At 56.3% G+C, this 24746-nt stretch carries 19 protein-coding genes and 4 pseudogenes; 8 read left to right on the forward strand and 15 right to left on the reverse strand.

What is annotated here, in order from left to right; genetic code table 11:
* The 4 genes and pseudogenes from AC07U6_RS20285 to AC07U6_RS20300 form a co-directional block, all read right to left on the reverse strand.
* The coding region (locus AC07U6_RS20285; protein WP_494764835.1) for a hypothetical protein at window positions 1-221 on the reverse strand (221 nt) is incomplete at its 3' end.
* Between the two features lie 29 nt (window positions 222-250).
* Window positions 251-1222 (reverse strand): ParB family protein, encoded by a 972-nt coding sequence (locus tag AC07U6_RS20290; RefSeq protein WP_494764656.1) that lies wholly within the window; start codon window positions 1220-1222, stop codon window positions 251-253.
* Between the two features lie 8 nt (window positions 1223-1230).
* A complete protein-coding gene (locus AC07U6_RS20295; RefSeq protein WP_494764732.1) occupies window positions 1231-2424 on the reverse strand; it encodes an AAA family ATPase in 1194 nt (397 codons plus the stop codon).
* 820 nt (window positions 2425-3244) lie between these two features.
* A pseudogene (locus tag AC07U6_RS20300) lies at window positions 3245-3355 on the reverse strand (hypothetical protein); the annotation flags it as partial.
* A gap of 121 nt (window positions 3356-3476) precedes the next feature.
* On the opposite strand from AC07U6_RS20300, the gene AC07U6_RS20305 reads away from it, so the two are divergent.
* The gene (locus tag AC07U6_RS20305; RefSeq protein ID WP_494764838.1) at window positions 3477-4223 is read left to right on the forward strand and encodes a RepB family plasmid replication initiator protein; all 747 of its coding nucleotides are present in this window, start codon (window positions 3477-3479) and stop codon (window positions 4221-4223) included.
* Between the two features lie 521 nt (window positions 4224-4744).
* Here AC07U6_RS20305 and AC07U6_RS20310 read toward each other — a convergent pair.
* Both AC07U6_RS20310 and AC07U6_RS20315 read right to left on the reverse strand, forming a co-directional pair.
* Window positions 4745-5641: a substrate-binding domain-containing protein gene (locus AC07U6_RS20310; protein ID WP_494764654.1), complete on the reverse strand. Its 897-nt coding sequence runs from the start codon at window positions 5639-5641 to the stop codon at window positions 4745-4747.
* 469 nt (window positions 5642-6110) lie between these two features.
* Window positions 6111-6389: pseudogene (locus AC07U6_RS20315) on the reverse strand (oxidoreductase); the annotation flags it as partial.
* Window positions 6390-6563: 174 nt separating this feature from the next.
* On the opposite strand from AC07U6_RS20315, the gene AC07U6_RS20320 reads away from it, so the two are divergent.
* Both AC07U6_RS20320 and AC07U6_RS20325 read left to right on the forward strand, forming a co-directional pair.
* Window positions 6564-7628, forward strand: a complete 1065-nt coding sequence (locus AC07U6_RS20320; protein ID WP_494764653.1) for a sugar ABC transporter substrate-binding protein — start codon at window positions 6564-6566, stop codon at window positions 7626-7628.
* 49 nt (window positions 7629-7677) lie between these two features.
* Window positions 7678-8883: an LVIVD repeat-containing protein gene (locus AC07U6_RS20325; protein WP_494764731.1), complete on the forward strand. Its 1206-nt coding sequence runs from the start codon at window positions 7678-7680 to the stop codon at window positions 8881-8883.
* Window positions 8884-9063: 180 nt separating this feature from the next.
* Here AC07U6_RS20325 and AC07U6_RS20330 read toward each other — a convergent pair whose 3' ends face one another.
* From AC07U6_RS20330 to AC07U6_RS20365, 8 genes are all read right to left on the reverse strand, one after another.
* On the reverse strand, window positions 9064-9906 hold the full coding sequence (locus AC07U6_RS20330; RefSeq protein ID WP_494764652.1) for a VOC family protein: 843 nt from the start codon (window positions 9904-9906) through the stop codon (window positions 9064-9066).
* A 43-nt stretch (window positions 9907-9949) separates the two neighbouring features.
* On the reverse strand, window positions 9950-11053 hold the full coding sequence (locus AC07U6_RS20335; protein ID WP_494764651.1) for an alkylhydroperoxidase domain protein: 1104 nt from the start codon (window positions 11051-11053) through the stop codon (window positions 9950-9952).
* On the reverse strand, window positions 11050-12081 hold the full coding sequence (locus AC07U6_RS20340) for a putative FMN-dependent luciferase-like monooxygenase (RefSeq protein ID WP_494764650.1): 1032 nt from the start codon (window positions 12079-12081) through the stop codon (window positions 11050-11052). The genes AC07U6_RS20335 and AC07U6_RS20340 overlap by 4 nt, the downstream gene beginning before the upstream one ends.
* Window positions 12078-13700, reverse strand: coding sequence for a dipeptide ABC transporter ATP-binding protein (locus tag AC07U6_RS20345; RefSeq protein WP_494764649.1), 1623 nt, complete (start codon window positions 13698-13700; stop codon window positions 12078-12080). Before AC07U6_RS20345 ends, AC07U6_RS20340 begins: the two co-directional genes overlap by 4 nt.
* Entirely contained in the window at window positions 13697-14557 is an 861-nt protein-coding gene (locus AC07U6_RS20350) for an ABC transporter permease (protein WP_494764648.1), read from the reverse strand. The genes AC07U6_RS20345 and AC07U6_RS20350 overlap by 4 nt, the downstream gene beginning before the upstream one ends.
* Window positions 14554-15498: an ABC transporter permease gene (locus tag AC07U6_RS20355; protein ID WP_494764647.1), complete on the reverse strand. Its 945-nt coding sequence runs from the start codon at window positions 15496-15498 to the stop codon at window positions 14554-14556. The genes AC07U6_RS20350 and AC07U6_RS20355 overlap by 4 nt, the downstream gene beginning before the upstream one ends.
* An 11-nt stretch (window positions 15499-15509) precedes the next feature.
* The gene (locus tag AC07U6_RS20360) at window positions 15510-17138 is read right to left on the reverse strand and encodes a TIGR04028 family ABC transporter substrate-binding protein (protein WP_494764646.1); all 1629 of its coding nucleotides are present in this window, start codon (window positions 17136-17138) and stop codon (window positions 15510-15512) included.
* A gap of 114 nt (window positions 17139-17252) precedes the next feature.
* Complete coding sequence (locus AC07U6_RS20365; RefSeq protein ID WP_494764645.1) at window positions 17253-17699, reverse strand: winged helix-turn-helix transcriptional regulator; 447 nt, start codon at window positions 17697-17699, stop codon at window positions 17253-17255.
* Between the two features lie 93 nt (window positions 17700-17792).
* On the opposite strand from AC07U6_RS20365, the gene AC07U6_RS20370 reads away from it, so the two are divergent.
* Window positions 17793-18998: an MFS transporter gene (locus AC07U6_RS20370; RefSeq protein ID WP_494764644.1), complete on the forward strand. Its 1206-nt coding sequence runs from the start codon at window positions 17793-17795 to the stop codon at window positions 18996-18998.
* Window positions 18991-20346 (forward strand): pyridoxal phosphate-dependent decarboxylase family protein, encoded by a 1356-nt coding sequence (locus AC07U6_RS20375; RefSeq protein ID WP_494764643.1) that lies wholly within the window; start codon window positions 18991-18993, stop codon window positions 20344-20346. Before AC07U6_RS20370 ends, AC07U6_RS20375 begins: the two co-directional genes overlap by 8 nt.
* Window positions 20347-20889: 543 nt before the next feature.
* Here the strand turns inward: AC07U6_RS20375 and AC07U6_RS20380 are convergent.
* Window positions 20890-21294 carry an H-NS family histone-like protein gene (locus AC07U6_RS20380; RefSeq protein ID WP_205067114.1) on the reverse strand — a complete coding sequence of 135 codons (405 nt, stop codon included), beginning with the start codon at window positions 21292-21294 and terminating at the stop codon, window positions 20890-20892.
* 880 nt (window positions 21295-22174) lie between these two features.
* Between AC07U6_RS20380 and AC07U6_RS20385 the strand changes: the two are divergent.
* The 3 genes and pseudogenes from AC07U6_RS20385 to AC07U6_RS20395 all read left to right on the forward strand — a co-directional run.
* Window positions 22175-22738 (forward strand): annotated as a pseudogene (locus AC07U6_RS20385) (MFS transporter); the annotation flags it as partial.
* 285 nt (window positions 22739-23023) lie between these two features.
* Window positions 23024-23413 (forward strand): annotated as a pseudogene (locus AC07U6_RS20390) (cupin domain-containing protein); the annotation flags it as partial.
* A 219-nt stretch (window positions 23414-23632) separates the two neighbouring features.
* Entirely contained in the window at window positions 23633-24739 is a 1107-nt protein-coding gene (locus tag AC07U6_RS20395) for a tyrosine-type recombinase/integrase (RefSeq protein WP_494764642.1), read from the forward strand.
* The last annotated feature ends 7 nt before the right edge of the window (window positions 24740-24746 follow it).

Below are 24746 nucleotides of genomic sequence, written 5' to 3' on the forward strand. Positions count from 1 at the left end.
TTTGAGGTTTGAGGTTTGAGGTTTGAGGTTTGAGGTTTGAGGTTTGAGGTTTGAGGTTTGAGGTTTGAGGTTTGAGGCAGTGAAATTATGGAGATTTCATCGTGAAATTCAAAGTGAAATTCATTATAAAACAGTATATTAATAGTGAAATTGGTGGGGAGAAAGGCGTGAAATTCAATGGTGAGGAAAACAGCTATAACCCCTGCATCGTTGGCCCTCACTGTCGCCATCAATGCAGGGGAAAAGACAATCAGCTCTTCAAATGCTTAGCCAGTACCGCAGCGATGGCGCTGTCGATCGCGTTCTGCAAATCGGTTGGCAGGCGATTGAACTCATAGCTGAAGGTGCGTCCACGCGTCTTCTTGCGCGCATAGCGGTTCTTATCACTGAAGTCCCACAGCGGCGTGGTGACCACTTTGTCCTTCTCCGGCGTCATCACCAGTAAGGCCGCTTCCTTTCTGATCTCCGCGATGATTTTATTCTTCACTTCATCTTCAGCCAGGGAGGGCTGAGCGCGGATGTTCTCCACCGCACTGCCAATATTATCCAGCAACTCCGGTATAGAAACGTCCATGGTAGCCAGCATCTCTTCCGCGGCCAGCAGATTTTTATAGTCGCCGTAGGTCAGCTCAGATTGGACCGGAAAGACCGACAGCAGCTCGGCAGAAACGCTGGCGGCCTGCAGTGCACGGGTCACTTTCGCCTGCGAAAGGTTTTCGTCCTCGGCGATCTCTTTCTGTGTCAGTCCACTTTCCTTTAGCGCCAGCAAACGAAGGCCGACTTCACGAATGTTGTGTTCGCGCGCGGTCTGAATATCCTGCGCCAGATTTCTCGCTTCGGCTGCAGTCAGCGGCACATCCGTAACCAGTACATCAAGGCCAACGTTGCACAGAATGGCGGAAGCTCGACGGCGCGAACCGTCCAGAATCTCAATGGTCTCGCCTTTACGTACGCCAATCGCCGGGAAAAACTGTTGTAGCCGCAGCGTGCGCGTAATGCCTTCCAGTGATTCAGGCGTCAGTGCCGCCTGATCGCGGCCGTTGGTTTCCTGAACCACAAATGTTTTGCTGGCAACATCTGCTGCTGCCACGGTAACGCGGGTAAAAACGGCTTTTTTGCCTGATGACAGCGTAAAGATCTGTTTGACCGGTTCTGCCTGCGGCTCGCTGTTTAATACCGGCGCACTGAAGGTGCGCCCGATAGTATTTCGTTTAATGTTCATCAGGCACCTCAGTTAATGCGAATAAATTCAATACGATCAAAGACTGCTTTGGCAAAATCTTCCGCAGCGGCACGGGCATTTTTTAACGCCTCGCTGCTGCCGATGTAGGTCGCCGGGTTGGCGGAAATAACCGTATCAAAGGATTCACCACAGCGTTCAAAGCCATCAAGGCGGGGAAGGGCAACATCCAGCATATCGCCGCCGAAAATTTCTTTTGCCAGGCTGTGACAGACTTTGTGATCCGGTTTGTTAGACAGTTTGGACATAAAACCAATGTTGCCGAGCAGACGGCAACCGCAGCCCGAAGATTCAATAATGCTGACCAACTCTGGAAGACGCGTCAGATATTTCAGCGTGGAGTGAAAATCAACCTGTGCTGGTGGAACCGGCGTCATCAGCAGGTCCGCTGCAGCAATGGCATTTTTCAGAAACGCATCAAGATGCGGTCCGCTGTCAACAAAGATGAAGTCATAGTCTGACTTTAGTTTATCGATAACATTTTCCCGCAGAACGGCGTGCGGATTCTGGCCTGGCAGATGTTCACTACACAGACCTTCCCAGCCGGAGGCTATAAATGCATCGTCAATTGAAGCAGGCAGCACATCAACACCGGGCACAACTGAACTGACAATAAATTCTTCGAGCAGCTCTTCACGGCTGACGTCCTGTAACATTGCCTGTGCAGAGGTCGTTTCCACAATACCCACAGCCCTTGTGTGGTTAAGGAACATGGTCGCTGAAGACTGAGGATCGAGATCGATAACCAGAATGCGCAGATCTTCAAACAGCAGGTGAGGGTGAGCACGCATCGCGTGCGCCAGAGAAACGGTGGAGACGGTTTTTGACACACCCCCTTTCAGGTTGCCGACGAATACGGTCAGCGCTTCTGCATGACGGTCACGATATTTAGGTACGCCACGGTGCTGATAGATATCCACAATATTCTGGAGAGTCATCGCATATTTGGTTGAGGACCCTGCAGCGCGTTTATCAAAAACATAACCGCTTTCTTCCATTTCGCTGACGGCATAATCAACGTTAGCACGCGTCAGTTTAGGCAGTTTTGCCAGTGCAGCTTTGGCGTAGACCTGAAAGTATTCGTTCTCACGCATTTCTTCTTTCTGCGCCTGAATGTGTTCAGTCAGAGAAGTCAGCATTTTACCTGCCCGCTGGGCAATCTTTTCAGTCTGATGCGAATCCATATTCATCAATGTCTCCACTTATGTAGCTTATCTTCTTAAAATCAATAATCCTACACACGGAGATAATTATCAACATAAAGGTGGCTTTTATCTCTAAATGGATGACTGAAAGAAAAGATCGTTGTTTTACTCATACTCACGTCATAACTGGGTGTTTTTCCCCGTTATTCACAGGCCAGATCCAATAATTAGATCCTGAATAGATCATAAATAGATCCAAGAAGATCCCCGCACCTATGGAGGCCTTGCCCTGTCTGGCCTGAGGCCCGATCGTTATCCACTGTGAGGAGTAAAACAACCGCTACGGGGAGTAAAACAACCGCTGTAGAGAGTCGGCTAACGGCTGAAGAGAGTAGATCGAAACCACTGTAGTGAGGAAAGGGGCAAAAACCGTGTGAATAACCTTATCAACTCTGATTTCGTACAGATATGCGGCGGCGGTGGGTTGTAAAATGAGCAGATGAATCCGGATAGGCGGTTACTGGATCTTTTCCACAGTTTTCAGATCTGAAATAACGTAATTTTATCCACTGCTTAGATCCAGTAACAAGATCCAGAAAGAACCTTATAAGAACCATAAAGATCCCTGCATGCGCTCAAGCCGCGCCACGCCTGCTCCTGGAGGGGGTTACTATCCACTGTGAAGAGTAAACTAACCACTGTGGTAAGTAATAAAACCTCTGTAGTGAGTAGAATATCCGCTATAGTGAGTGTTAGTATCCACTGTGACCAGTAATCGCGATCCTCGCCTGTGAGTTGATGGAATGTAAAAGATGCCGGATAAAGATCCAGAAAACAGAATGATAGCCGACGCTTTCAGTGAAACGGATAAACGCACCGGCGAAGTTATCAACCTGACGCCTAACACCAATAATACCGTGCAGCCTGTGGCTCTGATGCGGCTGGGACTGTTTGTTCCGACGCTGAAATCCACCGCGCGCGGGCGTAAGAACCAGATGTCTACTATGGACGTCACGGAAGAATTAAAGCAGCTGTCGATCGTCAAATCGGAAGGGTATGAGAATATAAAGATCACCGGCGCCCGACTGGATATGGATAACGACTTTAAGACCTGGGTGGGGATCATTCATGCGTTTGCTAAATACAAGGTGCTGGGAGACAGCGTAACGCTGCCATTCATCGATTTTGCCAAACTCTGTGGGATACCCTCTGTACGGTCCTCTGCGCGTCTCAGAAGCCGTCTGGACGCGTCTCTGACCCGCATTGCGACCAACACCATTGCTTTCAGCAGCAAAGAAGGGGAGTACTACGTCACTCACCTGGTTCAGTCGGCGAAATACAGCACCAAAAATGACTCAGTAACGCTTCAGGCCGATCCGAAGATTTTTGAGCTCTACCAGTTTGATAAAAAAGTGCTGCTACAGCTCAGAGCGATCAACGAGCTTTCGCGTAAAGAGTCTGCACAGGCGCTCTACACGTTTATCGAGAGTCTGCCGCCTTCACCGGCACCGATCTCCATGGCCCGCCTGCGGGCAAGGCTCAATCTGACCTCCCGGACCATCACGCAGAATGCCACGGTGCGTAAGGCGATGGAGCAGCTGAAAGAAATCGGCTACCTCGACTATACGGAAGTGAAGCGGGGTAAGGTGGTGTACTTTGTTATCCATTACAGGCGGCCAAAACTGCGCCCGGCAGATATCCCGCTCAGCCTGCCTGACATCGGTGAAGACGAGTTTGATGACATCCCGGACAGCAGGGAGAAAGAAGGGGAGATGGTGATGCTTTCCCGTGAAGAGCTGGAGCTGCTGGAGAAGATCCGCAAGGGTCGTAAAACCTGATTAAGTAACCACTGTGGTGAGAGGATCGTGAACTCACCATCCACTGTAGTGAGCGATCGTCGCACCATCATCCCCTAATCACCACTGCAGAGAGTATGGCAACCACTGTAATGAGTGGCGTCACTCTCTACAGTGGTTATTGCACGCCGCCCTGGTGACCACTAACCTGCAAACCCTTGTTTTATCGTATGTGAGTAATCGCTAACATCTGGATTCTTATCCCTGATACCCTTCTTTATCTTCCATTACTCCTCACAGTGGACAGTGTTCTCACCGCAGTGGTTATCTGCTCCCTGTAGTGGATAGTGGATATCAGTCTTTATAGTGGTTAATACTCTCCACAGTGGTTATTTCAGCGGACTTCTCTCTACAGTGGACATCCAAAGTTGATCCTCTCGCTACAGTGGTTATTAAGGGGATTTTCAGGCAGGATCGTTTTTCACATAACAAAAAAAGCCAGCCCGGGATCGTTGCCGGGCTGGCTTCGGCGTAAAAGAGATCGAGCCGTAGAATTCGTGCGATCAGTGTCGGCTGGCGCAGCCACACTGCGAAGGTTCGCTGAAGGTCTCGCGGCTCAGGTGTGAATGCCGGACTTTCAGTTCACCGTGACGCCATACACCTTCCGGGTCGCTGTGATTATCCAGCAGGCGGCTGAGTGCTTCGCTGACCAGCAGATCGCTGCGCTGTGACAGGCTGGTGAGATGCCAGGTCGGGGAGTGGGCTTCGCTGGTGTCACCAGAACCGACAACGCCAATGTGTACCCGTTCACCAAAATCACGCACCGCCTGCAGGGCACCAAATGCCAGTTCATCGTTATCGCAGAACAGGGCATCGATGCGTTCGGAAGCCCAGGTCTGCTTCAGATAGGCCAGGGTGGCGCGCCACGCGTGCTCACGGTCGAAGCCATCGGCGGTCAGAACCTGTTTAACGGACTGATGTGCAGCGGCCAGTCCTTCGTTGTAGCCAGTCTGCTGCGGCAGCGGTGCGGAATCCTGCGCCTGAAGATAGCCGAACCGGATATAGCCCTGCGAATTCAGCAGTCGGGCAACCTGTTTCCCGGCGGTATACCCATCAACAAGGATGCTTTCTGCGGCAGTATCAGGCGCGGTACTCCCGATATAAATTGCCGGAACCTGCGGCAGAATATCGGCGGCAACACGCAGCTCGTCACTGAAGACGGATGAGAGGAAAACCAGCGCATCGGGTTTTAATGATGCTGTGCTCCTCAGCGCAGCCTGCAAGCCGTCGCGTGAGTTGACGTTCAGCAGCAGCGTGATACTGTCGCGCTGGTTTAACTGACGGGTCAGCTCATTCAGCAGGGTAACGGTGTAGGGATTGGTAAATTCATCGCTGACCACGCCGATAATTTTAGTTTTATCTTCACGGGGCTGCGCTATATCTGTCCTGTCCTTCATCATTGTTTACTCGTTAGGCTTCTGACGGGAAAGTCGCGCTGACAGAATAGCAAAAAATGTCTGTGACTCTATGCCTCATTGAACAGCTGAATTTTGTGACATTGTCACGCATCGATAGCGGATTTGTCTGAATTATCGGTGGTAAAATCGGCCGCGGCCTTTATCTGTCCCTGGTTGCCTCGGGTAAATAAAAAACAGCTTACTATCAGCATCTTAATTATTTTTTCTGACGGTTTCTTCTCAGGTTTAATACAGTTACTCACTGAATTATCCCCCGATTCTGTGGATAAATATCTGGCTCACCCTGAGTAAAAATGAGCCGACTCTGTGTTTACCGACCTAAGGACTCAACGTGAAGAAATGCTTCGCGCAGGCTGTCCGGCGTAACGGGGATTGGCAGCGCATGGATGGATTCTTTAGGACGCAGGGTGTGCGCGATGACCGGATCGATCTGGGCCGGATCGTTGACGTTCACGCCAATCACCACCTGGCGGTCGTCACCGGCAGCCTGCGCCAGCCGGGCGAGATCCGGATCGGTACAGTGTCCGCCGTACTGCAGATGCCGTGCGCCGCTCAGTGAGAACGCCGCCGGCAGGAAGGGGCGCGCTGCCTGAATTGCGCGCTCGCCGTACAGCCAGACGGCCTGAGAAAGCTGCGCTTCACTATATAAGTCTGACAGGCGCGCCAGTGCACCGGGATGAGAATAATAGTTAGCGGGGCCTGGAACGACCTGAATTGCGGTAATGTCCATGATATTCCTTCGCGTTTCTTTGTCTCTATCCTGCTGTAGAGCCTTCGCCACAGGCTAATACTTTTTTTATAGTTACTTATTCCTTTTACTTCTTTGTCAGTCAGTTACAGGCATGAAAAAGTGACATATCGTGCCGTTTATTCTCCAGTTTACTTTTTGATACAGGGATCTCTGATGAAACCAATTTTTTCCGTACTGGCCCTGCTGGTTGCCAGCGCTCTGCCCGTTCATGCCGCCATGCCAACTCCGGTACCGGAGAAAATTGCCAGCCACGATGGCCCGGTACGTATTGCGGTGATCCGTAACCTCGGTTCCGACGATAACACCATGCAGTTTGTCCAGGGCGCGATCCAGCAGGGTAAAGCGCTGGGCTTTAAGGTGAGCACCTTTTTAACCAACGGTGATGACGCCAAATTCCAGGACTTCGTAAACCAGGCGATCAGCCAGAAGTATGACGGGATCATTCTGTCGCAGGGCCGCGCGCCGTATGCTGCGCCGCTGATTAAAAAGATCGTTGATAGCGGCATTGCGGTGTCGGTGTTTGATACCTCCGTTGACGGCACCATTCCCGGCGCCACCGTCACCCAGCAGGACGACGCTTCCCTGACCAAACTGTCCTTCGGCCAGCTGGTGCAGGATCACAACGGCAAAGCCAACATCATCAAACTGTGGGTCGCCGGTTTCCCGCCGATGGAACGCCGCCAGGCGGCCTACAAGCAGCTGCTACAGGAAAACCCGGGCATCCACGAGCTGGAATCCGTCGGTGCCGTTTCCTCTGACGTCCAGGGCGATACCGCCAATAAGGTCGGCGCGCTGCTGGCCAAATATCCAAAAGGTAAAGTGGATGCGATCTGGGGAACCTGGGATGCCTTCAGCCAGGGCGCGATGAAAGCGCTGAAAGAGAATGGCCGTACCGAAATCAAACTCTACAGCATCGACGTATCCAATCAGGATCTGCAGCTGATGCGTGAAGCCGGCAGCCCGTGGAAAGTGACGGCGGCAGTCGATCCGAAACTGATCGGTGCCACCAACGTGCGCCTGGTGGCGCTGAAGCTGGCAGGTGAAGCCACGCCGGACAGCTACGAATTTAAAGCCACCACCATTCCGCAGGCGCTGCTGGTTGCCCAGCCCGGTCCGGTTAACGTAGCGGGTCTGAGCAAAATCATCCCGGGCTGGGGCCAGACCGAAGACTTCGTAGCGCCGTGGTTCGCCACCCTGGAAGCGAAATACAAAAAGTAAGGACGATACCGTGTCAGACAGTTTACCGACCCCGGAATTCAGCCGGAACATGCGCCTGATTGGTCACAGCGACCAGGGCGGGCGACCGGACGGTGTGCAGGTGATGGTTCATCGTGGCTATGCCTACGTAGGCCATATGGTTTCGTCCGGCTTTTCGATTATTGATGTCCGTGATGCGAAAAATCCGCGCCCCGCAGGCTATATTGCCGCGCCGCCGGGAACGTGGAATGTGCATCTGCAGGCGCACGGCGATTTGCTGCTGGTGATCAACGCCCGCGACCTGTTCGCCGACGTGCGTTTTGCCGATGAGAAAGTCTATTACACCCGCTCGGTGGGCGAGACGGTCAGTGATGTTCAGGATCGGGGCTGGAGCGCCGGCCTGCGCATTTTTGATATCTCTATCCCCGATCGCCCGCGTGAAATCAGCTTCCTGCCGCTGAACGGTATCGGTATTCACCGCATCTGGTACGTGGGCGGTTGCTGGGCCTATGTTTCCGCACTGCTGGACGGCTTTACCGACTATATTTTCCTGACCATTGATCTTGCCGATCCGCAGAAGCCGGAAGTGGCGGGGCGCTGGTGGCTGCCGGGCATGAATGCCGCAGAGGGGGAAAAGCCGGACTGGCCTGAAGGTAAACGCTATGCGCTGCACCATGCGATTATCAGTGGCGATACTGCTTACGGCAGCTGGCGCGACGGTGGTCTGACGCTACTGGACGTTAGCGACCGCAGTCAGCCGACGCTGATTAGCCATCGCAACTGGAGCCCGCCATTCGGCGGCGGAACGCACACCGCGCTGCCGCTGCCGGATCGCGATCTGCTGGTGGTGCTGGATGAGGCGGTGCTGGATAATCAGGAGGACGGAGAGAAGCATATCTGGCTGTTTGATATTCGCGAACCGTCAAATCCGGTCAGCATCTCGACCTTTCCGCAGCCGGCTGAGATCGACTACGTGGCGAAAGGGGCGCATTTTGGCCCGCATAACCTGCATGAAAACCGCCCGGGCAGCTTCGTCAGCTCAACCCTGATCTTTGCCACCTGGCAGAACGCGGGCGTACGCGCTTACGATATCAGCAATCCGTATCAGCCGGTGGAAACCGGTGCGCTGGTGCCTGCCGCCCCGGCGAAAATGATGGATACGCGTCCGGGACGCCCACAGGTGATCCAGTCTTGTGATGTGTTTGTGGATGCGCAGGGCATTATCTACAGCACCGACTATAACGGCGGACTGTCGATTATTGAGTACCTGGGCTAAGCTCCGATTCTTTGCTGACGGGTAGAATAAGACAGCGGGCAGATGCCCGCTGTTTTTACGTCCGGTCGAAGCTATTCTGCCTGACCTGCCTGACCTGCCTGACCTGCCTGACCTGCCTGACCTGCCTGACCTGCCTGGTCAATGCGACGTATGGTGCTGCACTGACCTTTACGTGCCGGTTTACTGTGTAAAACGGAGCGCCAGCTGGAAAGCGTGCCGGGCATCAACGCGAACGCCCTGCCGATCCTCATGGAAGGGAATACCACTCTGAGACAGGCTCTCTTTCACCTGTTCCAGCGAAGCGCTGTGCAGGCTCAGCGCCACCATTCTGGTACTGCCGTTATAGTCCTCTGGCAGATTGCCGAACTCGCTTTCCGCCGCTTCAGTCGGAACAAAGCGTATCCGCGCCACACCCGCATCAATCACCCGCTCACCGTTTTCCGTTTCCTGTAGCACCACGGAAGGGAACAGCTGAAGATAAACCTCGGCGGCCTGCCCGGGACGTTCGGCGGCGATAACAAACTCGCGGATCTGTGTAACGCCGTTCGGATGTACCTGCCAGTCTTTCTGCCAGACCGCGTCTGGAGTCAGGTGCTGGCAAAAGAAGCTGCGGCCGTTCGGTACGCGATCGGCATGCAGCCTGACGGTACGAAAACGGGCTTCCGTCTCACTGCCGTCCGGCAGCGTGACCGGACGGAAAAACGTCCCCGGTGGCGTATCGGCCAGCTGTTGCTGTTGCAGATGTTGGTACACCGCATCGGCATCGTTTGTTTTCCACACCAGCCCCGAAAGGCCGATCGGCGACTGCCACAGATCGCGGCGCAGATTGCCGCGATCCGGCTCATAACCGAGCAGTTCAAGATAGTTATTGCCGAAAATCGCCAGGTGATTACTTGAACCCAGCGAGTGGTGGCCGCGAGCGGTCAGCTGGAAGCCGAGACGTTGAAACAGCGCAGCTGCCTCATCCAGCTGTGGGCCGACGTTGATCACCACGTGATCCAGTGCGGGTTGCGGTTGTGACATTCATCGCTCCTGTTAGAAAGGGAGCCGCAGCTCCCCTGTCAATTCAGACGGTTTCGGTGTACGGCTCGCCAAGGGTCAGCATCAGGCGGTTAGCCCAGGCGAAGAACGCGGTAGACTGGATCAGATCCACCAGCTCCAGTTCGCTTAGTCCCTGTTCACGCAGGGTTGTCAGCTGCTTAACGCTGGCCGTTGGTGGTGTGGCGGACAGTGAAGCGGCGAAGTCGATCAGCGCCAGCCAGCGCGGGGACTGATCCACCGCCAGCGGTTTTCCGGGGGCGGTATCAATCAGGCGCTGAATGTCTTCCGGCTGTTTCGACAGCTGCGCGGCCTTACGGGCGTGAACCGAGGCGCAAAAAATACAGCCGTTGACCTTACTGGAGACGGTAGCGGCCAGCTCTCGCTCCTTGCGCGGCAGTCCGCCGGAGGTGAAGAAAATCCCCTTGTCAGTCAGCGTGCGCTGTTCCAGCAGCGGCAGGTTGCGCGCCAGCAGGCGGAAATAATCGGAATCGGTATGGCCAAACTTGGCCAGCGTGGCTTTTTCCAGCGGGTTGAACTCGGTCAGCGGTTTGGCCGCCAGCCACGGCTCCCAGCCCAGCTCTTCGCGCGTAAACGCCGGCGGGGCATTTTTCCCACTCAGGGTCTGGGGTTCGGTGCGCCATGCGGCCGCGGTCACCGGCTGAGTGCTGGCCGCCGAACCGTTCTCGCCGTTCAGCAGACGATAGCCGCGCAGCAGCCGGCTCTGGAAGCTGATAAACGCCACCAGCTGGGACAGGGTTACAATCGCTGCCTTACTCCATCCCACCTGTTCCAGCGCCTGCAAATGTGTCGGTTCGGCGCTGGCCGGTTTAAAGGTCAGCAGCTCGGCATGTGCCAGCGCGGAGGCCAGCCGATCCTCTGCCGGGGCTGTGGTGATCCGTCCGGCATAGTGCACCGCCAGCGATTCTTCGCCGTGCCAGCGGGCAATCTGTTCTGCCAGGGACAGGCGCAAAGAGAGCGGGAAATCGCCCGAATCATTGCCGCTGAACAGCACATCGTAGCTGCCCTGCGTGTGCGTGGTGGCGGCCTCACGGGTGAGGCGGGCTTCCGCCAGCGGGCTGTCTGCCGCAATGTCGGCCAGTTTTTGCAGTAAATCCTGAGACGGTGTCATACGGTTTCCTTGTGATTCTGTACGGTAGCGGCCCGTCGCCAGCCCATCGCCGGAGCGACCTCGGTAGCCAGCAGTTCGATAGAGGTTAAAATGTGCTGATGCGGTGGATCGATAGAGTGCACCTGGAACGAAATATCGGTGACGCGCGGCAGGGTGCTGTCCCTGCGGAGCGAGGCGACAACCTGTTCCGGTGTGCCGAGGTGCGCATCGAAAATGGCAATATAGTCATCCAGCGTATCGCCCGGTACGACATGCCCGGCGGTACGATGCTGCTCCGCCTGCGCGGTGAGTCCCGGCAGGGCCAGACGGCGCGCTTCGTTACCGTTGCGGCTGACGAACGCGGTGCGCGAGGCCAGAATGCGCGGTTCCACGCCGCGCGGCAGTGCCTCCAGATAGGCATCGATCAGCGGATTTTGAATCGCATCTAGTGGCAGATCCGGCTGACCCGGCGGCCGCGGCTGGGTGCGCGACAGCATCAGCCCGTGACCGGCGGCTCCGGCCCGTGCGGCCCCGGCAACCGAGAACGTGGCCTGCCAGAGACGCCCGGCCAGCTGCGGTGCGGCCGGATACAGTCGGTTATCCTCATGCGCCAGCGGCGCGTTGCCCCAGGCCTTGATAAGGGTGTCCAGATTGGCCGAGAAAGCGTCCGCACGCTGGCCAAACGTCAGATCGAACGGCAGAAATGAGGTTGGCGTACCGCCGGAACCCAGCCCCAGCTCCAGACGATGATGGCTGAGAAGATCGAGTACGGCGGCATCTTCCGCCACCCGCAGCGCGTTCTCCATCGGCAGGGTGATAATCGCCGTGCCCAGACGGATGCGCGAGGTCTGTGCCGCCACGCTGGCGAGGAACAGCAGCGGGGAGGGCAGGCCGCCCTCGTGTTCATGGAAATGGTGCTGGGCAACCCAGGCGGTGTCGAATCCCCAGCGCTCGGCATGCTGAATCTGGAGCGTAGCCAGTCGATAGCGTTCCTGCGCGCTGGTTTTGTCCAGCAGGCGGGTAAAAAATCCAAGGCGTTTAGTAGTCATGCGGTGTCCTTTGCGCGAGTCAAAACGGGTATCGCGGCAATCAGTTCGCGGGTGTAGTCGCTGGCGGGGCGATTAAACACCCCGGCGGTGTTGCCGTAATCAATCTGCTGCCCGGCACGCAGCACGGAAACGCTGTGCGCCAGCTGCCGGACCGTGGCGAGATCGTGTGAAATAAACAGATAGCTCAAACCCAGCTCCCGCTGTAGCTGAAGCAGCAGGCTGAGGATCTGCGCCTGAATGGTGACATCCAGTGCCGAGGTAGCTTCATCCAGCACCAGGATCTGCGGGCGCAGGATCAGCGCGCGGGCGATGGCCACGCGCTGGCGCTGGCCGCCGGAAAGCTCATGGGGCTTACGGTCCAGCAGGGTAAGCGGCAGCGCCACGCGGGTTGCCGCTTCTTCCACGCGCTGGCGGCGTTCCTGCTGGCTGAGCGGTTCGTAGTTCAGCAGCGGCTCTTCAATCACCCGATACAGCGTCTGCGAGGGATCGAGTGAGGCAAACGGGTTCTGACAGACCAGCTGGATCTTGCGGCGCAGCTGACGCAGCGCTTCGCCGCGCAGCGATGAGGCATCAATACCGTCAATCACCACCCGGCCGCTGTCCGCCTGCTGGAAGCCGAGCAAAATACGGGCGAGAGTGGTTTTCCCCGACCCGGACTCACCGACCAGGGCATGGGTCGTACCGCGTTGAACGCTGAAAGACACGTTGTTCAGCGCCTGGAAGCCTTTACCTTTACCAAGGGAGAAGTATTTGTTCAGGCCAATAATCTCAACAGCCGGTTGGGAAAACTGCGGCCGCTGAGCCGGAGCGAAGCTTCCCACCGAAAGCGCGGACGCATCGGCGAACAGCTGGCGGGTATAGGCATCCTGCGGTGAATGCACAATCGCCTCCGCGCTGCCCTGCTCGCGGATTTCACCGTGGCGGAACACCAGAATCCGATCGGAACGCGCCGCGGCCACGGCCAGGTCGTGGGTGACAAACAGCACTGCGGTGCCCGACTCACGGCGCAGCTCGTCGATCAGATCGAGAATGCGCTTCTGCACGGTGACATCCAGCGCGCTGGTGGGCTCATCGGCGATGATTAGCGCCGGCTTCAGCGCAATAGCAATCGCGATCAGCACCCGCTGCTTCATACCGCCGGAAAGCTGGTGCGGATACTGTTGTGCGCGCTGTTCGGGATGCGACAGCCCGACGCGCTTTAGCAGCGCCACCACGCGCTCACGGCGCTGCTGACGGGATAATGGCTCATGCAGCAGCAGGATCTCTTCCACCTGCGCGCCAATAGTTTTCACCGGGTTCAGCGAGCTGCCGGGGTCCTGCGGGATCAGACTGATAGCGGCACCGCGAATACCGTCCAGCCGCTTTTGCGACCAGTGGGAGATTTCCACGCCGTTCAGCCAGATTTGCCCCGCTTCGCGTACCGCATTGTCCGCCAGCAGGCCGATAATCGACTGCGCGGTGGTGGTTTTCCCCGAGCCGGACTCGCCGACCAGCGCCACGACTTCACCCCGTTCCACGCTGAACGACACATTGTGGATCACCCGTTTCTGCTCGCCGCCGCTGCGGTAGGCGATGCTCAGATTGTTCACCCTGAGCACTGGCTGGGTTGATTCGCTCATCGGCGGCCTCCTGAATAATGATGGCTGATGCGATTGGCGGCCAGTACCACCAGCACCACGACAATGCCCGGGAAGGTGGTCAGCCACCAGGCGGTAGAAATATAGTTACGTCCTTCGGCGATCAGTAACCCCCACTCCGGGGTGGGCGGTGGCGTGCCATAGCCCAGGAAGCTCAGGGTGGAAATCGCCAGAATGGCGCTGCCGAACTGCAGCGCGGAGAACGCCAGCACCGGCGTTAGCGAGTTCGGTAAAATGTGCCGCCACAGCACCGCGAAGAAGGTGCCGCCGCTGCCGTAAGCCGCCTCAACGTATTCGGAATGGCGCACGCGAACCACCTCAGAGCGGGCGAGGCGGGCGAAGTTGGCAATGGAGGTGATCCCCACCGCAATCGCGGCGTTAACGGTGCCGAAGCCGAGCAGGATAATAATGCTCAGGGAGAGCAGCAGGCCGGGAATCGCCAGCAGCACGTCCACCAGCCGCATAACCACGCTTTCGCTGCGTCCGCCCAGTGCCCCGGCGATCACGCCGAGCAGCGTGCCCACCGTCAGACCCAGCGTCACGGCAACCAGCGCGCCGCTCAGTGAATGGGATGCGCCCCAGACGATACGCGCATAGAGATCGCGCCCCAGCTGATCGGTGCCGAACCAGTGCCCGGCCTGCGGTGCCAGGCGCTGCACCCCGGCCACCCCTTCGGTGGCGCTCCAGTCGGTAAACCAGCCCGGAAACAGCGCCCAGAGAATGGCGATGGCGATCGTCAGCCAGGCCAGCACCAGCCCCGGACGGAACTGCCGTGGCAGGATATTGCGCCAGTACAGGCGGGAGGTTTTGTGTGTGCTGTTCAAATCGGCGAGGCTCATGATGCTGCCCTCTGATAATGCTTAAGACGCGGGTCGAGTAACGGCGAGAAGATATCGACCAGTAAATTGATCAGCACGAAGCCGGTAGCGGAAATCATCACGATCGCCTGCAGTACCGCCACGTCCTGATTGTTCACCGCCTGCTGGGTCAGCTGCCCCAGCCCGCTGAGGCCGAACACCGTTTCGGCGATCAGCGCGCCGGCAATCAGCTCGCCTAACAGCAGACCGGCAATGGTCAGCACCGGCAGCAGCGCATTACGCGCCACGTGATACCACAGCACCCGCCGCTGGCTGGCGCCTTTGGCGCGGGCAACGGCGACAAACGGCTGGGTCTGCACCTGGTCGATACTGCGGATCAGGATCTGCGCCAGCGGCGCTGAAATCGGCACCGCCAGGGTGATCACCGGCAGGATCAGGCCAACCCACTCACCGGGGCTGATCACCGGTATCCAGCGCAGCTGGAAGGAGAAGACCTGAATCAGCGCAATCCCCAGCCAGAAGGTGGGGATCGAGATAAACAGAGAAGGCAGCGACTGTAGCGCGTTACGCAGCCAGCGCAGCCCGGTCAGGCTGGAGCTGAAGGCAATTACCACCGCCAGCAGGGTGGCCAGCACAAAGCCCGGCAGCGCCAGGCGCAGCGTGGCCGGGAAGTTTTCGGTCAGTAGTTCGCTGACCGGCACCCCGGCCTGCACGGAGAAGCCAAAATCTCCGCGCAGCATGCTGCCGAGAGAGTGCAGATACTGCTGCCACAGCGGCGTGCTGGCTCCGTAAGACTGGCGCATCTCTTCGATCTGCGCCGGGCTCAGTCCTAAATCAGGGTTCTGAAATTTAATCAGGATCGCATCGCCGGGCAGCACCTGTAGCAGTACAAAGGAGACGGTAAACGCCACCCACAGCACCAGCAGAGCCTGTCCCAGTCGCTGAGTGAAATATCCCGTCATCGCTGCTTACCTCAGTGTTTTTCCAGCCAGGCACCGTAGAAGCTCGGGCGACCGACGGCTTCGAAGGTCAGCCCCTTCAGCCACGGCGCGCCGGCGAACACCTGCGGCTCTTCAAAGATCGGAATGTTATAGGCCTGCTCGATCAGATAGCGCTGCGCATCGCCGGTCAGCGCCAGGCGTTTTTGCGGATCGGTTTCGGCCGCGATGCCCTCAAGAATGCCGTTGAGTTTGTCGTCACGGAAGGTTTTCACCAGGCTGCTCGAGCCGCCTTTCTGCAACAGGCCATCGCGGTTGGTGGGATAGAACTGGCTCTTCACCACGTCCGGATCGGCACGACCCACTTCGGTGACGGAAACCGGGGTTTTCTGCGGGTCGAGGTTATCGACGGTTTTACTGCCCGCATCGCCCGCTTTTACCGCCAGCGAGACGCCGACCTGCTTCCACTGCTGTGCCACCAACTGCAGGACCTCTTTATTCTGCGGCTGCGGCAGGGATTCATACACCGTCAGCGCCAGCTTCTGGCCATCCTTCTGGCGGATACCGTCGCTGCCCGCTTTCCAGCCCGCTTCATCCAGCAGTTTGTTGGCCAGCGCCGGGTCAAACTTCAGCTGGTCGCTGAGGTCAACGTAGCCCGCCGCCGAACTGGCCAGCACGGACCTGGCCACCGGATAGTTAGGAGAGAACAGGGTATCGACAATCTGCTGGCTGTTGGTAGCGTGCAGCAGGGCTTTGCGCACCTTCACATCGGCGACCAGGGCGTTATCCGGGCGGAAGCTCAGGCTGTCATTAATGCCGCGCGTGGGTGCTGCGTAGATGGGGAAGTTCTGCTGTTCGGCCTGCTTTTCATCGTAGGCCTGTACCTGGCGAATGGCTCCCGCCTGGCCTGCCAGCAGTGCGCCGATGCGCACGCTGTCTTCCGGGGTGACGATAATTTTAATCGCGTCCAGATTGGCGCGGCCCTGCTGTGAACCGTTCTTCGGCCCCCACTGGTAGTCCGCGCGCACTTTCAGATCAACCTCGCGGCCCAGCTTCTCATCGCTGACCACAAACGGACCGGAACCAATAATGTGACGGGCATCGCCCAGCGCTTCAAAATTGCGTGCCAGCGTGCTGAGGGATACCAGGCCGGACCCGATGGTGGCGGTACCCTGAAGGAAGCCCGGCGACGGCTTTTTGAAGAAGAACTTCACCGTCAGCGGGTCGATCACTTCGCTGTGGTCATAGTTGTTGATCACTTCCGAGACCGGCAGGCGCTGGGCTTTGTTGCCGAGGCCATAGGTATCAAAGTTTTTCGCAACCGCGTTGGCATCCAGCGGCGTGCCGTCAGAAAACGTCACGCCCTGGCGGATTTTAAAGGTGTATTCGGTTTTATCGGCATTGCTGCTCCAGCTTTCCGCAATCCACGGCTCAACTTCCAGCGTTTTGGGGTTCTGCCAGGTCAGCTTATCGGTGATCTGATTAAGAATGCCGCCGTTGGGATAGAAGCCACCGGCAGGGGGATAAAGGTTGGTATGTGCCTGCTGCTCAAGATAAATCAGCGTGCCGCCCTGAACGGGTTTATCGGCTGCCTGTGCGGCAATCACCCCGGAAAATATCGCCAGTGCGCCGGCGAGGGCGTTGAGGCGGAAAGTTGTGCGCATGAAGAATTCCTTTATTGTCAGTTTGTTTTATCTGCTGACGATAAATATCAATCCTGACAAGGGGTTTGGTGAACCAAGGAATTCATCTAGCTATTTGCGTTTTTTGCATAAGACTCAGTCGAGCTTCTGCACCCGGGTCATTTCCGGGGTGATCTCGTCACCCTGATGGTTAAGTATCCGCAGGGGGAAAAGCGTTTGCCCGCTGGCGGTTTCCAGCAGTTCGGAATGCGCTTCGCCCGGGCCGAACAGCTGATTCTCGCCAAACTGCCGCAGCGCGACGATCAGCGGGAAGGTGGCCAGGCCGCGCTCGGTCAGCACATATTCCTGCCACGCGGTGCCGTCTGAGGCGGGCTGCACCTTCAGCAGATTGGCTTCCACCAGCTTCTTCAGGCGATCGGCCAGTATATTGCGCGCCACGCCCAGTCCGCGCTGAAACTCGCTGAATCGCCGGCTGCCGTCAAAGGCGTCGCGCAGGATCATCAGCATCCAGCGATCGCCGATCAGATCCACGCTGCGGGCCACCGGGCAGGGTGACTGGCTGAACGGAATATTTGCCGCCATCGTTTCATCTCCTGAAAATTATTTAGTTGCATTTTAAAACCACTTCACGCAGGCTGCAATTGGTTTTAATTTGAAACTAATCAGGAGGCGAAAGTGAGTCACGTTATTCCCGTAAGAGGATCGCCGCAGGGGTTGCCCGGCTGGCAGGTTGCTCTGTTTACCACCGGAACCGGCCTCAGCGTTGCCAACGTTTATTATGCCCAGCCGCTGCTGGATACCCTCGGCCTCAGCTTTGGGCTGCGTTCCGCCTCGCTGGGTACGGTAATTTTTGCCACGCAGCTGGGCTGCCTGCTGGCGCTGTTGTTACTGGTGCCGCTGGGCGACAGGCTGAACCGCCGTCGGTTGATGCGCTGTCAGCTGGTGGCGCTGATCGCTTCACTGCTGCTGGTGGCGGTTGCACCGAATGGCACAATACTGCTGCTGGCGATGCTGCTGACCGGCCTGACCGGCACCGCGATGACTCAGGGGATGATCGCCTTTGCTGCGGCAGCGGCACCGGAGCATTCGCGCGGCCAGACGGTGGGCGCCGTTTCTGCCGGTGTGGTGGGCGGGCTACTGCTGGCGCGGGTGTTTGCCGGGGTGCTCAGCGATATCACAGGCTGGCGCAGCGTCTATTTAGCTTCCGCGCTGATCATGACGCTGCTGGCGTCAGTGCTTTGGCGGCGGTTTCCCGATCTCCCTGCGCAGAAAACAGACAGCGGACATCCACCGCTCGTGTCTTTCTGGTTTCTGCTGCGTCAGCATCGACAGTTGCAAATACGCGGCGTGCTGGCGCTGCTGATGTTTGCCAGCTTTGCGATTTTCTGGAGCGCGCTGGTATTGCTGTTAACGCCGCCGCCCTGGAATCTGAACCACGGAAAAATTGGCGCGCTTGGGCTGGTGGGGGCGTTCAGTGCGCTGATTGCGAGCCGGGCGGGCAGGCGGGTCGATCGCGGTCTGGCCAGCAGTAATACTCGCTTATCTCTGCTGATACTGGTGCTCAGCTGGCTGCCTCTGTGGCTTGGGGAAAGCTCACTACTGATGCTCATTATCGGCATTTTTCTGCTGGATGCAGGTGGACAGGCGCTGCACGTTACTAACCAGAGCCTGCTACTGAGCGGTCAAAATGCCGCAGGTTCGCAGCTGATCGCCGCCTATATGCTGTTTTACTCTGCGGGCAGCGGGCTGGGTGCGTTGGTTTCCACACAGGCATTTGCTTACGGCGGATGGTCGTCGGTCTGTATGACGGGTGCGGCGATAAGTCTGCTGGCTCTGGTCTTCAATTTATACACACAATTAAATGAGGTGAAAAATGGATGAACTTGCACTGCTGGCGGCAGCGGACATACGCGCGCTGGATTACACCCGCTCGCTGCCTTCGCGGCGTGTCTTTCCCGATGCAGAAGCGATTGCCGGGCTGAAACGTTTTGATGAGCCCCTGCCGCTGGACGGACATCCGACAGAACAAACGCTGGCAATGCTTGATGACGTTGGATCGCCTGCGACCACAGCCTCTAACGGGGCAGATTATTTTGGTTTTGTTATCGGCGCGACCCTGCCGGTGGCCAGCGCTGCCGAGCGCCTGATGATCGCCTGGGATCAGTGCGCTTCCGGGTGGGATAATTCGCCGGTTTCCGCCACGCTGGAACGGCAGGCGTCGCGCTGGCTGCTGGAAATCCTCAACTTACCCAGTGAAAGTGCGGTGGGATTTGGCACCAGCGCCACGGCCTGTACCCTGAGCTGCCTGGCGACCGCCCGGCGCGAGCTGCTGAAGCAACAGGGCTGGGACTTTGACCAGGACGGGCTGATCGGTGCGCCGGAGATCCGCGTAGTGGTGTCGGCGCTGGCGCATATCACGGTGATTAAGGCGCTGCGCGTGCTGGGTTTCGGATTGCGTCATCTGTTAATCGCGCCGGTGAATGAACGAGGACAGGTGGATATCGAACAACTGCCGCAGCTGAACGACCGCACCATCCTGTGCCTGCAGGCTGGAGAGGTTAACAGCGGTGAGTTTGATGATTTTGAAAGGATTATTCCGCTGGCAAAGGCGGCCGGAAGCTGGGTGCATGTTGACGGTGCATTCGGTCTGTGGGCCAGAGCTTCTGCACTCCACATACTGACTAATGGCGTGGAGCAGGCCGATAGCTGGACGACCGACGCGCATAAGTGGTTGAACACGCCCTATGACTGCGCGATGGCAATATGCCGTCATGCCGCGGCGCTTTCGGCCACCCTGTGCGGCGACGCGGTGTATTCGGCGGTGGCAGAGGACGCGCAGAAAAATCTGACGCTGGAGTTTTCCCGCCGGCCGCGTGGCATTCCTGTCTGGGCCGCGCTGCGTTCGCTGGGGAGGACGGGGGTGGCGGAGATGGTTGAGCGTCACTGTCGGCTGGCAAAGCGAGTGGCTGAAGGTTTGTCATCCTCCGGCTATCGAGTTTTGAATCGGGTGGCGCTCAATCAGGTCCTGTTCCGTGCTGATGATCAACAGCAGACGCTGCGTATTCGCGATGCGGTTCAGGTGTCTGGAGAAACCTGGTTTGCTGCGACGCAATGGCAGGGGCAACCCGCTTTACGTATCAGCATTTGCTCATGGCGAACGGAAGACGCCAATATTGATCGTTTGCTGCTACTGCTCAATCGCATAAAACAGTCTGACGCTGTTGAATAACACGGCTAACGTCGTCGGTGGGTTTCTGCCTGGCTGGCGTTGCATATTTTCAAAACAGGGGTAATCAAAGCACAGTGCCGGAACGAATATTAAAGCCGGCTAGTTTTCCCGCAGTGAGGGCGCTAAGCATTTTGATGACGGAATTTTCCTCTGAACTGGCATCTGATACGGCGGATTGACCCGGTAAACACGAGGTGACGACTCATTTTAGTAATGAATAAGGTTATCCCGGCAGCGGTTTTATGTCGAGCAGTCTGTCAGAATATCGCTATTATTGGGATAATATTCTTGTCAGGCTGGGCTAAACCGAATCTGCAGTGAAAAACCTGACGCTATATTGTGGGTATGGATCAAATTCAACGTGCACATACAGATTTTTCTGTGTCCGCGATTATCCAGGGCGATCAATGTGTCAATGTTAACGTGTTGGGCAGGAAAAAAGATCGTTACTTTGCGGCGGGTTTTAAATAGAAAGAGATTAAAAATTCGGCGGTAGCAGAAGGGGAAAAGTAAAGGGTCACTCTTTTGAGTGACCCTTTATCATTACTTGATCAGGAAATCATCCAGCGATTTACCCGCATCCAGCGCCTGCTTGATCACAGCCGGGGTGCGGCCCTGGCCGGTCCAGGATTTAGTTTCGCCGTTTTCATCAGTATATTCATATTTAGCCGGACGAGGTGCACGCTTGGTACGGGTTTTGCCAGCGGTGGTATCAGCGGCGGTCAGTTCGCTTAAATCAATCCCGTCTTCCAACAGCATCTGACGGTATTTAGCCAGCTTCTCTTCTTTCTCTTTAATCTCAGAAGCGATAGCGGCTTCTGATTCACGTCGTTCGTTCACAACCGCTTCAAGTTTTTCCAGCATCTCTTCCAGTTCAACTAAAGAGACTTCACGAGCCTGGGCACGAAGGGTGCGAATGTTATTTAATACTTTTAGCGTTTCACTCATAACGGAATCCGTAACCTTTGGGTTGGTTTAAATTTAGTCAACTAATGTTTCGAAGACAAGTGTACAGACAAATGAATCACGAAAAAACACTAAATCAAAAAAAATGTTTCTTTAAATGTTTCTTCAGTGAAAGTTTAGTCACTAATGTAGCGAATGGCAAAAGAACTATATTTACAACATATGGGATAAATCTTAACACTTTCTTTGGTGACTCATCATTATCTGATGAAACTTTACCCCGCAGGCATGCGGATATCGTAATCAATGCTGGATAAAAAGGTGGGAATTTATAATCCACTATGCCTCAGATTGCTTGTGCTCCGCCGTTGCCAGCATCGCATTAGCGACCGTATTAATAAACTATTCGCGTTACCCTGTCACCCGAGATTTAACAAAATTTGTAAAAAATCCATTTATCAACCAAAGTTCTGAGAAGAAATCTGATGTCTTCCACACTTTTGTACATTTTAATAAAATGCGGTTCGTCGCTAAGCAATTTATCCGGGCATACCGTCAATTGGAGATTAAACAGTTATCGATACGGTTTCGTTATTATCAATAAACCGGGCAACAGCATCGTTAGCATACTCACTCTTGTGAGCTCCTTGTTGCCTAATTGATCCTGATATGAGTTTTGATATGACAGGATTATTATCAATGGGGGTTATAGTTACAACATACTGTAAGTGATGCAGGGAGTGGCGGCCTCTTCGGCCCCGGTAAACAGGGCTTTTCACCAGGCCAGGGTTATGCTACTTTCATTGCCGATACATTCGTACGCGTTAACGTCATTCAACGCACAGACTCCACTTTTTATCTTAAGCGGCGCTGTGTGTTGTTCTGCATCCCATCTCAACGTGCAGCGCCCGGGTTAACGTTAATGAAAATCCCCCTGAAGTTTCCAGTTTTGTTTCTCTTGTTCCTTGCCGGATTTTGTTTACGGCCGGGGATATCATCTGTTGTACCGCTTTCCGATGTTTTGCAACGGCAGTTTTCCACCGTCAGTTCGGCGGGGATTGGATTACTGACCAGTATTCCGGTGATCTGCATGGGAATTGTTTCCCCGCTGGCATTTCTGCTGGAAAAAAGAGTCGGTCTGAAACAAACGCTGATGGTCGGACTGATGCTGGTATTTTTCGGTGAATTACTACGCTGGTTCGATAGCTGGTTTGGATTATTGTTGCTGACCGCGGTGCTGGTAGGCGTGGGTGATGCGCTGATCCGGCCGATGATTTCCGGTTTTATCAAACTCCGCTGTGCCAATCGTGGCCGACTGGCCGTGAGTATTTATGCTGCGTCGATGGGCGCCGGAGCCGGGACGGCCACCCTCGGCACCGCCTCCCTTGCGGCTATCAGCGGGCATCCCGGAGGCGGAATGGCATTTTGGGCATTGCCAACGTTGCTGGCGTTGATCTGTTGGAGCCTGTTTTCACTTCCTGCACGTAACGAACAACCGCCGGTCACCGGGAAAAGTAAATCGCTATTCTGGCTTGCCGCCGGACTGTCGGTATTTTTTGCTTTGCAGGCGGGGATCAATTACACCCTGCTTGTTCCCGTGTTGCTGATGGGGATCGCCATCGGACTTTGTTTTCCGCTGGCGCTGCATCTTCCGGTTGCTGTCAGCCCGGATGCCGCCTCGGCGGTCAGACTGTCGGGATGGGTGCAGACCGTCGGTTATCTGGAAGGGGGACTGTTACCTTCGCTCGCCGGTATGGCGATGAGCGGCCGTTCACCATCGATGGCGCTGGATGTTCCCGTCAGCCGACCGATCGCCCAGCCGCGCCAGCAGGTACAGGTGATCCGCGCCGGTGAAGGCACGCCGCTGGTTTCCGGCCAGGCGAACTATATTGCAACGCTACTGGCCGCATGCCCGGTGGGGGCGCAGCGCGATATCTATCGCCTCAGTGTGCAGCCCGGCGAGCCGCGCCTGTCGGAACCACATCAGCCGGGGACGCTGGAACATGTGATCCTTTGCAGCGGCCGTGCACGGATCGGGCCTGTGGAGCAGTGGGTTGAACTCAGCGCGGGCGATTACATCAGCTATTCTGCCGACTGCCCCCATATTTTTGACGCCCTAGAAGCCAATACCACCGCCGTAATGCTGATTGAACTGGCCTGAGATTGATCCGTCATCTTCATCAGATTTCTTTCTGCGCTATTTTTATGACTCCAGACCTATTAAGTCTGGAGTCATACTGCGCTACGAGGTAAAATATGCTTTGAAATCACCGATCTATCCCTCTGCGTAAGAGAAGATAACGGGCTGGAATGAACATCATTAACAGCGATCGTTGCCGAATAAGCCGATCGTTGTTGGGAAATATCGCCGGAACCGCGTATGGCTGAAAAACAGAAAACACCGCTTTTGCACTCACCTCACGTTGGCCGCCACGTTTTGATCTGGCTGAACGAGGTACAAAACGCCTCGCTGATCCAGCTGGAGTCCGGTGAGGATAAGGGCAGCGTGCAGCAGGTAATGAAACTGTGGGTTCGCCTTTCGCTGCTGCAAACCCGCCGTCGCCCGGAAATCGCCGTTTCGTCTTTGCTGAAGCACGTACTGCCGGTAATTGGCCATCGATCCCTGAGCGGCGTGACCCGCCTGCAGCTCAACCGGTTGTTTAACATCCTGATTGCCGACGGTAAAAAAGAGGAAGCGCGGCGCGTTTTCTCGCTTTGTAAGCAGTTTCTCAGCTGGGCGGAAATTCAGGGATATCTCAACCATTCGCCGCTAAGTGCGATGAAAAAACGGGATATTGCCGGAAGAAGTACACCGCCGGGAACCCGTACATTGAGCGATGCAGAAGTGTGGGTGTTCTGGCACGGGCTGGATGAGTGGGAGCTTTCCGAGCAGTGTCGCTGGGCGCTCAGGCTGTGCCTGCTGTCGGCGCGAAGGCCGGATGAAGTGGTGCAGGCACGCAAGCAGGAGTTTAATCTGGAATCCGGCATCTGGCGGCAGGGCGATCGAAATAAGTCCCAGCGCGAGCATATTTTGCCGATTACCCCATTGATGCGCACCTGCATTGATGCGCTAATGCGGGCCAGCCCGGAGGATTCCCCCTGGCTGGTACCGTCACCAGTGACAGTGTCATGTCCTTTATCTAAGGGAGCCATTACTCAGGCGCTGCGAAGAATGATCCGTGCCGATCGCGGGCTTGGTCTGGAGCCTTTTACCACCCGAGACCTGCGCCGTACCGCGCGATCCCGGCTGGCGGCGCTGGATACGCCAAACGATGTGGCGCGTAAGATCATGAACCACGCGCTCGAAGGGATCGACCGCGTCTACGATACGCATAACTACCTGCCGCAGATGCAGCAGGCATTAAACGCCCTGTCCGACAGTATCAAAACTATCATTGCCGCGCCGTCCTATCACGCGCTGACTCACCGTTATCAGGGGGAAAAGCTGCATCTCAGCGAGCGCGCGCTGCTGTTTATGGAGCCTTAATCCACCC

The organism is Erwinia sp. GW821-FHT03D09 (assembly GCF_059420805.1).